This window comes from Longimicrobiaceae bacterium (assembly GCA_035696245.1).
Taxonomy (GTDB): Bacteria; Gemmatimonadota; Gemmatimonadetes; order Longimicrobiales; family Longimicrobiaceae; genus DASRQW01.
In genome coordinates this window covers 1-7,390 of record DASRQW010000330.1, presented here as the reverse complement: position 1 = coordinate 7,390, position 7,390 = coordinate 1, and the positions used below count along the sequence as shown (strand labels likewise).

6 protein-coding genes are annotated in these 7,390 nt (G+C 72.4%); all 6 read right to left on the bottom strand.

Annotation, left to right across the window (positions count from 1 at the left end; all coding sequences use genetic code 11):
- Positions 1-51: 51 nt before the first annotated feature.
- Entirely contained in the window at positions 52-831 is a 780-nt protein-coding gene (locus tag VFE05_15300; protein HET6231439.1) for a type III pantothenate kinase, read from the bottom strand.
- A 105-nt stretch (positions 832-936) separates the two neighbouring features.
- Complete coding sequence (locus VFE05_15295; GenBank protein ID HET6231438.1) at positions 937-1,755, bottom strand: biotin--[acetyl-CoA-carboxylase] ligase; 819 nt, start codon at positions 1,753-1,755, stop codon at positions 937-939.
- The gene (gene nadC / locus VFE05_15290; protein ID HET6231437.1) at positions 1,752-2,657 is read right to left on the bottom strand and encodes a carboxylating nicotinate-nucleotide diphosphorylase; all 906 of its coding nucleotides are present in this window, start codon (positions 2,655-2,657) and stop codon (positions 1,752-1,754) included. The genes VFE05_15295 and nadC overlap by 4 nt, the downstream gene beginning before the upstream one ends.
- On the bottom strand, positions 2,650-3,849 hold the full coding sequence (gene bshA, locus VFE05_15285; GenBank protein ID HET6231436.1) for an N-acetyl-alpha-D-glucosaminyl L-malate synthase BshA: 1,200 nt from the start codon (positions 3,847-3,849) through the stop codon (positions 2,650-2,652). The genes nadC and bshA overlap by 8 nt, the downstream gene beginning before the upstream one ends.
- Before the next feature lie 206 nt (positions 3,850-4,055).
- The gene (gene miaA / locus VFE05_15280) at positions 4,056-5,024 is read right to left on the bottom strand and encodes a tRNA (adenosine(37)-N6)-dimethylallyltransferase MiaA (GenBank protein HET6231435.1); all 969 of its coding nucleotides are present in this window, start codon (positions 5,022-5,024) and stop codon (positions 4,056-4,058) included.
- 282 nt (positions 5,025-5,306) lie between these two features.
- A complete protein-coding gene (gene mutL, locus VFE05_15275; protein HET6231434.1) occupies positions 5,307-7,160 on the bottom strand; it encodes a DNA mismatch repair endonuclease MutL in 1,854 nt (617 codons plus the stop codon).
- Between the last annotated feature and the right edge of the window lie 230 nt (positions 7,161-7,390).

Here is a 7,390-nt window from a genome sequence, read left to right as displayed (position 1 = left end):
CGGGGGAGGGGCTGGGGGAGGGGGCAGCCTCTCCGCGCGCGCCGCCCCTGCCTACGCCGGATGCAAATCCATGTGCTCACGGGCGAAGCGGAGGCCGTGGAGGGTGAGGAAGGGGTCCACGCGCGTGATCGTCTCGGAGTGCGGGGCGAGCATCTGGGCGAGGCCGCCCGTGGCGACGGCGAGGGCGTCGGGCTTGCCCCACTCGGCACGGATCCGGCGGACCATGCCGTCGATCGCATCCACCGCGCCGTAGAAGATGCCGCTCTGGAGGCACGTCTCCGTGCGGCGGCCGATCACGCGCTCCGGCGCGACGAGGTCCACGCGCGGGAGCTTGGCGGTGCGCTCCGTCAGGCGCTCGGCGGCGGTCTTCACGCCGGGGGCGATCACGCCGCCCACGAACACGCCGTCGGCCGTGATGCAGTCATACGTCGTGGCGGTGCCGAGATCGACGACGATCACGTCGGAGTGGTAGAGGCGCAGGGCGGCGAGCGTGTTGACGATGCGGTCGGCGCCCACCGTCAGCGGCTCCTCCACGTCCAGGCGGATGGGCAGCGACGTGCGCGCATCTACCGTCGCCGCTTCCACGTGCAGCAGCCGCGAGCAGGCGCCGCGCAGGATGGACGTGAGCGCCGGGACCACGGAGCCGATGGTGGCCGAGCGCACCTCGCGCGGCTCCACGCCGTCCGCGGCGAGGAGCTGGCGCAGGAGCAGGCCGTACTCGTCCGGGGTGCGGCGCGCGTCGGTGGTCAGGCGCCAGTGCGAAGCCAGCTCCGCCCCGCGGAAGCATCCCACCACCGTCTCGGTGTGGCCGACGTCGAAGACCCGGTCCATGCGCAGTCCGCCAGGTGTGTTCGGGATGTGGTTCACGGTAGATGGACGGCGGGCGACGGTAGATGCCAAAGCGTCCGCACCGGACCGCATCTCCCGTCCCCGCCGCTACTCCGCCGATGCGAGGGCGGGGCCGGTGGCGCGGACGGTGCCCGCCTTCACGCTGCGCAGCACGCCGTCGGAGCGGACGAGCAGCGCGCCCTCGGGGGTAACGCCCATGGCGATGCCGTCCAGCTCCTCCGCGCCGGTCACGCGCACGGGGCGGCCCAGTAGCGCGTCACGCCGCCGCATGCGGTCCAGCAGCGCGCCGCTCAGTCGCTCGGGCGGGCTCGCCAGGCCGCGCATCACCTCGCGCACGATAGCGCCCGCCACCTCCGCGCGCGGCGGCGCCCAACCCGCGGCGATGCGGAGCGACGTCGCGGTATCTCGCACCTCTTCCGGGAAATCGTCCGGCAGATGCAGGACGTTGAGGCCGATGCCGACGATCACGGCGGCGGGCTTGCCCGCGTCCCAGCTCCCCTCGCACAGGATGCCGCCGGCCTTCCGCTCGCCGAAGTACAGGTCGTTGGGCCACTTCACCCGCGCCACGGCCGGCCGGGCGAACTCGTCCACCGCCTCCGCCGCGGCGAGGCCGACGAGGATGGGCAGCAGCCCGGGCGACGGCAGCGCGTCGGGCCGCAGGACGATGGAGAGCCAGATGCCGAGGCCCGGCGCGGAGGCCCAGCCCTTCCCTCCCCGCCCGCGGCCGGCCACCTGCTCCTCGGCCAGCACCACCGTGCCCGCGGGCGCGCCCTCGTCCGCCAGCGCGCGGGCCACGTCGTTGGTGGAGCCCACGCGCTCGTACAGGTGCAGCGCGGGGATGCCCCAGCGCGCCGCCAGGTTCTCGGCCGGCACGCCCTCGTAGCGGTTGGCGATGCGGGTGGTCAACCGTCGCCCCGCGCGCTCAGCCGCAGCGAAAGGTCCAGCGACGGCGCGGAGTGCGTCAGCGCGCCCACGGAGATCAGATCGACCCCCGTCTCCGCCACGTCGCGGATCGTCTCCAGCGTGATGCCGCCGGACGCCTCCGTCTCCGGCTTCGCCCCGCCGTGCTCGTCCACGCGGCGGACGGCCTGGCGCAGCATGGGCACGGGCATGTTGTCGAACATGATGCGGTCCACGCCCGCCTTCAGCGCCTCGTCCACCTGGTCGAGCGTGGCCGTCTCCACCTCCACCTTCAGCCCGCGGTGGTTCTGCGCGCGAACGGCTTCCACGGCCTGCCGGATCCCGCCCGCCGCGGCGATGTGGTTGTCCTTGATCAGCACCATGTCGTGCAGGCCGTGGCGGTGGTTGGCGCCGCCGCCGTCCAGCACCGCGCGCTTCTCCAGCACGCGCATGCCCGGCGTCGTCTTCCGCGTGTCGATCACCCGCGCGCCGGTGCCCGCGACCGCCTCCACGTAGCGCCGGGTCACCGTGGCCACGCCGGAGAGGCGCTGCAGGAAGTTGAGCGCCACCCGCTCGGCCGTGAGGATGGTTCGGGCGGAGCCGCGGATGAACAGCACCAGCTCTTCCGGCAGCACGTCCGCCCCGTCCTGCACCTCGCGCTCCATCCGCAGCATGGGATCGACGCGGCGGAAGACCTCCTCGGCGACGGCGAGGCCGGAGACGACGCCGGGCGCCTTGGCGACAAGGCGCGCCTCCGCCCGCCGCTGCGCGGGAAAGGTCCACAGCGTGGTCCAGTCGCCGTCGCCCACGTCCTCCGCCAGCGCCATGTCGATCAGCGCCGACGCCTCGCGGCCGATGCCCGCGCCCGGCTCGGAGAGCGTGTCCACGCCCCAGCTCGCGTCACTCATCGCCCACCAGCGCGGCGGAGGCGAGCGCGGGCTCGGCCGTCGGAGCGCCGGCGGACGAGGCGGGATCGCCGGAGAGGATGCGCTCGTAGTAGCGCTCGTACTGCGGGATGATAGCGGCCACGCTGTACCGCTCCGTCGCCACCGCGCGGGCGGCGCGGCTCGCCTGGCTCCAGCGCCGCGCGTCGCGCAGCAGCTCGATGGCTCCGTCGCCCATCGCCGCCACGTCTCCCACGTCGCCCAGCACGCCCGTCACGCCGTCCTCCACCACCTCGGGGATGCCGCCCGTGCGGGTGGCGACCACAGGCACGCCCGCGGCCATCGCCTCCAGCGCCACGAGGCCGAACGACTCGGACTGGGACGGCAGCAGCAGCATGTCCGCGCAGGCCAGCAGCTCGGCCACGCTGTCCTGCTTGCCCAGGAAGACCACGCGGTCCGCCACGCCCAGCTGCTGCGCCTCGTCCGCGGCCTCCGGCCGGTCCGGGCCGTCGCCGATCAGCACCAGCCGCGACGGCACCGCGCGGGAGATGCGCTCGAAGATGCGCACCACGTCGCGTATCCGCTTCACGGGCCGGAAGTTGGAGACGTGCACGATCAGCTTCTCGCCCTCCTGCAGCAGCGCCTGCTTGCGGCAGGGGTAGCGCGCGGGGTCGTACAGCGCGGGGTCCACGAAGTTGGGGATGACCTCGATACGGTCGTCCGGCACGCGGAAGCGGTCCACCGTCTCGCGCTTCAGGAAGTCGCTGACGGCGGTGATGCCATCGCTCTTCATGATGGAGAAGCGCGTGATCTCCCAGAACGACCGCTCCTGCCCCACCAGCGTGATGTCGGTGCCGTGCAGCGTGGTGACGATCTTGAGCGGGTGCCCCGCGCCAAGCATCTCCTTCGCGATCCACGCCGAGGTCGCGTGCGGGATGGCGTAGTGCACGTGCAGCAGGTCCAGCTGCTGGTGGATGGCCACGTCGTGCATCATGGCCGCCAGTGACAGCGAGTAGTTGTTGTGCTCGAACAGCGGGTAGCGCGTGGTCTCCACCTCGTGGAAGAACACGCGCTCCATGAAGTGCGGAAGGCGGAACGGCTGGGCGTACGAGATGAAGTGGATCTCGTGCCCGCGCGCCGCCAACTCTATTCCCAGCTCGGTGGCGATGGCCCCCGAGCCGCCGTACGTGGGATAGCAGGTGATGCCTATCTTCATCCCCGGTCCTCCGGAGCCTGGGTCAGTGTCGTGCCCTCGTTCTGTAGAGACAGCTTCCGGCAGATAGCCGTGAGTCCGCCGTCTCACTTCATCCACCCGCTGCTACATCGGTGGATGGGCGGCAGATGCGCATCTCCCGGTCGGTCGGCGTTCGGCAGATGCGCGCCGCGTCACGTCATCGGGCGATGCGCATCTCCCGCGTCCCGTCAGCCCTCGGCGGATGCGCTGCCGGCCGATGCGCGCCACCGCGCCGCGATCTCGTCCTCCAGGTCCGGAGCCGTGTGCGTTCCGTCCAGGCGGACCGTGTCCGCGGGGAGCTTGTGGCGAAACCACGTCTCCTGACGCTTGGCGTAGGCGCGGGTGTTCGCGCGCACCAGGTCCAGCGCCTCGTCCAGCGTCCGCTCGCCGCGCAGGTACGGCAGCAGCTCGATGTACCCGGTCGCGTTCATCCCGGGATCGCCCTCGCGGAACCCCGCATCCACCAGCCCGCGCACCTCGTCCACCAACCCGTGCTCCGCCATCTTCGTCACCCGCCCGTCGATGGCGGCGCGGAGCTGGGCGCGCGGCACCTCCAGCGCGAAGACGAGCACGGGCACGGCGGGCGCCTCGGCGGGCGAGTGGGCGTGCCACCACGCCATCGTGCGGCCGGTGAGCAGCGGCAGCTCCAGCGCGCGCATGAGGCGCTGGCGGCCGCCCCAGGCGCTCAGGCGGGCGGCCGTGGGCGGGTCCAGCTCGCGCAGCCAGCGGTGCAGCTCCGGCTCGGGCATGGCGTCGAGCCGCGCGGCCAGTGCGGCGCGCGCGGCGGGCTCCAGGTGCGGCTCACGGAAGATAGGGTCCGTCAGCGCCCGGAGAAAGAAACCGGTCCCGCCCACCAGCAGCGGAACGCGCCCCCGCCCGCGGATCTCCCCGATCCACTCCCGCGCCGCCCGCGCGAACTTCCCCGCGCTGAACCGCTCCGACGGCTCCACGAGGTCCAGCCCGTGGTGCGGCACCGCCGCCCGCTGCTCCGCCGTAGCCTTCGCCGTGCCCACGTCCATCCGCCGGTACACCTGCCGCGAATCCATCGAGACCACCTCACCATCCAGCCGCCGCGCCACCTCGATGGAAAGCGCCGTCTTGCCGGACGCCGTGGGGCCGACGATGGCGAGCGCGGCGAGGGATTCGGGCGTGGTCATTGGCAACGGACGGCCGAGGTGTCGCGACGGGCGTCACGCCGGGCGACTAAAGTCGCAGCTACAAAAGCACGAAGTCCCCCTGCGGGGACTAGAAGCAGTTTCGTGGCCGAGCGACTGTAGGGGCGTGATGGGCAATACCGCTGCCGGGGTGAACGGCGGGGAGGGGGAGGTGTGCATCCGTCCGCTGCCCGCCCGCGCTCTGAGGGACGGGACGCGTATGAGAGCCCCAACCCTCTCCCGCTTGCGGGGGAGGGTGCGAGCCTAAGCGAGCGGGAGGGGGCGTCATCCGCTCCGCCCGAACCGCCGGTGAAGCTCGGTGAGGGAGAGTTGGATCACCGTGGGGCGGCCGTGGATGTCGTGGTAGGGCAGCTCGGTCGCGAACAGGCGGTCGAACAGCTCGCTCATCTCCCGCGGCGACAGGCGCTGCCCGGCCTTGATGGCGCCCTTGCACGCGAACGAGAGCGCGATGCGCTGGTGCTGGGTTCGCGCGCCGTCCACGAGCGGCGAGCCGTCGGTCAGCTCGGCGATCATCTCGCGAAGGCAGCGCTCGGCGTCGAAGTGCGGGTGCGGGTTGGGCACCGAGTGCACGATCACCGCGCGCCCGCCGAACGGCTCCACCTCGAAGCCCGCGCGGTCCAGGATGCCGCGAATCTCCTCCACCATCGCGTACTCGGCCGGCGACAGGCGCAGCGTGAGCGGGAAGAGCAGGCGCTGGCTGTCTCGCGCGCCTGTGTCGAAGCCATGGATCAGCTCCTCGTACAGCACCCGCTCGTGCGCGGAATGCTGGTCGACGAGGATGAGGCCGCTGCGCGTCTCGGCCAGGATGTACGTGTTGTGCACCTGCCACATGAACGGCGCCGGCCCCAGCAGCTCCGCGCCGGGATTGGGCGGCGCGGCGGGGGCGCTTCCCTGCCCCGCATCGGCCGATGCGCCGCCGGTCACGAACAGCGTCATCTGCGGCTCGGCCGCGGGAGACGGCGTGCGGTCGGGAGATGCGGATGCGGCAGGTGTGGCGCGGTATCCGCCATCCACCGGCGCCTCGCGGACGGCACCGAAGCCGGGGCGTGGCGTCCCGTAGCGATACCCGTCGCCGCCGTCGGTGGACGGGCTCGCGGCCGACGCCCGGGCGCCGATGCTGGGCGTGCTGTCCAGGCCGGCGAGCGCGGCGCGGACGCCTTCCTCCACCACGCGCTCCACGGCGGCGCGGTCGCGGAAGCGGACCTCGGCCTTGGCCGGGTGCACGTTCACGTCCACGTCGCCGTCCGGCACTTCCAGGAAAAGGAAGAGCGAGGGATGCACGCCCTCGGGGATGGTGGTGCGGTAGCCGCGATCCGCCGCGCGCACGATCAGCCGGTCGCCGAAAGTGCGCCCGTTGACGAAGAGGTATGCGCGACGCCCGCCCGGCCGCGAGCTGTGCGGGCGCTGCACCAGGCCCGCGAGCGCGACTCCGCCGTCGCGGTGCGCCAGCGGCATAAGCTCGTCCGCCGAGCCGGCGTCCCAGATGGCGGCCACGCGGTCCGCGATGCCGGAGGAGGCGGGCAGCGCCAGCGTCTCCTTGCCGTTGGACTCCAGCGTGAACGCGACCTCCGGATGGGCGAGCGCCAGCGTGGTCACGACCTCGCTGACCGCGCGCGTCTCGGCGGCGGTGGAGCGCAGGAACTTGGCGCGGGCGGGCACGTTGAAGAAGAGCGAGCGCACGGCGATGGTCGTCCCCGTGCGGCGCGCGCAGGGCTCCACCGCCGCCATCTGCCCGCCGGTCACCACCACGCGCGTGCCGTCGCCGTCGCGCTCCGCCGTCTCCAGCGTCATCCGCGAAACGGAGGCGATGGACGGCAGCGCCTCGCCGCGGAAGCCGAGGGTGCGGATGGCGGCCAGGTCGCGTTCCGTGCGGATCTTGCTCGTGGCGTGGCGGTCCACCGCGAGCAGCGCATCTTCCTTCCCCATCCCGTGCCCGTCGTCCGCCACGCGGATCTCGGTCTTCCCGCCGTTGCGGACGACGACCTCAATGCGCGACGCGCCGGCGTCGAGCGCGTTCTCCACCAACTCCTTGACCACCGACGCGGGCCGCTCCACCACCTCGCCCGCGGCGATCTGGTTCGCGAGCTTCTCGGGGAGGATGTGGATGCGGCGCGGCATGGACGTGGGGCTCGGGGCTTCGCTTTCGGGTCAGATTCGGGAGAAGCTAACGAGCGGGATGGACGCGCGGTAGGCTTGCGGAACCGAGGGTGTCGCGTTGATTTAGAAAAGTCCGGGGTCTGGTTGATTTAGAAATGTCCGGCGAAAGGTTCCCTGCTTGCGCCAGGGATGGTCGGGCGCGGGCTTGTTGGTCTTGCGCGCTTGGTCATTCGTCACCTCCGGAGTAGGTG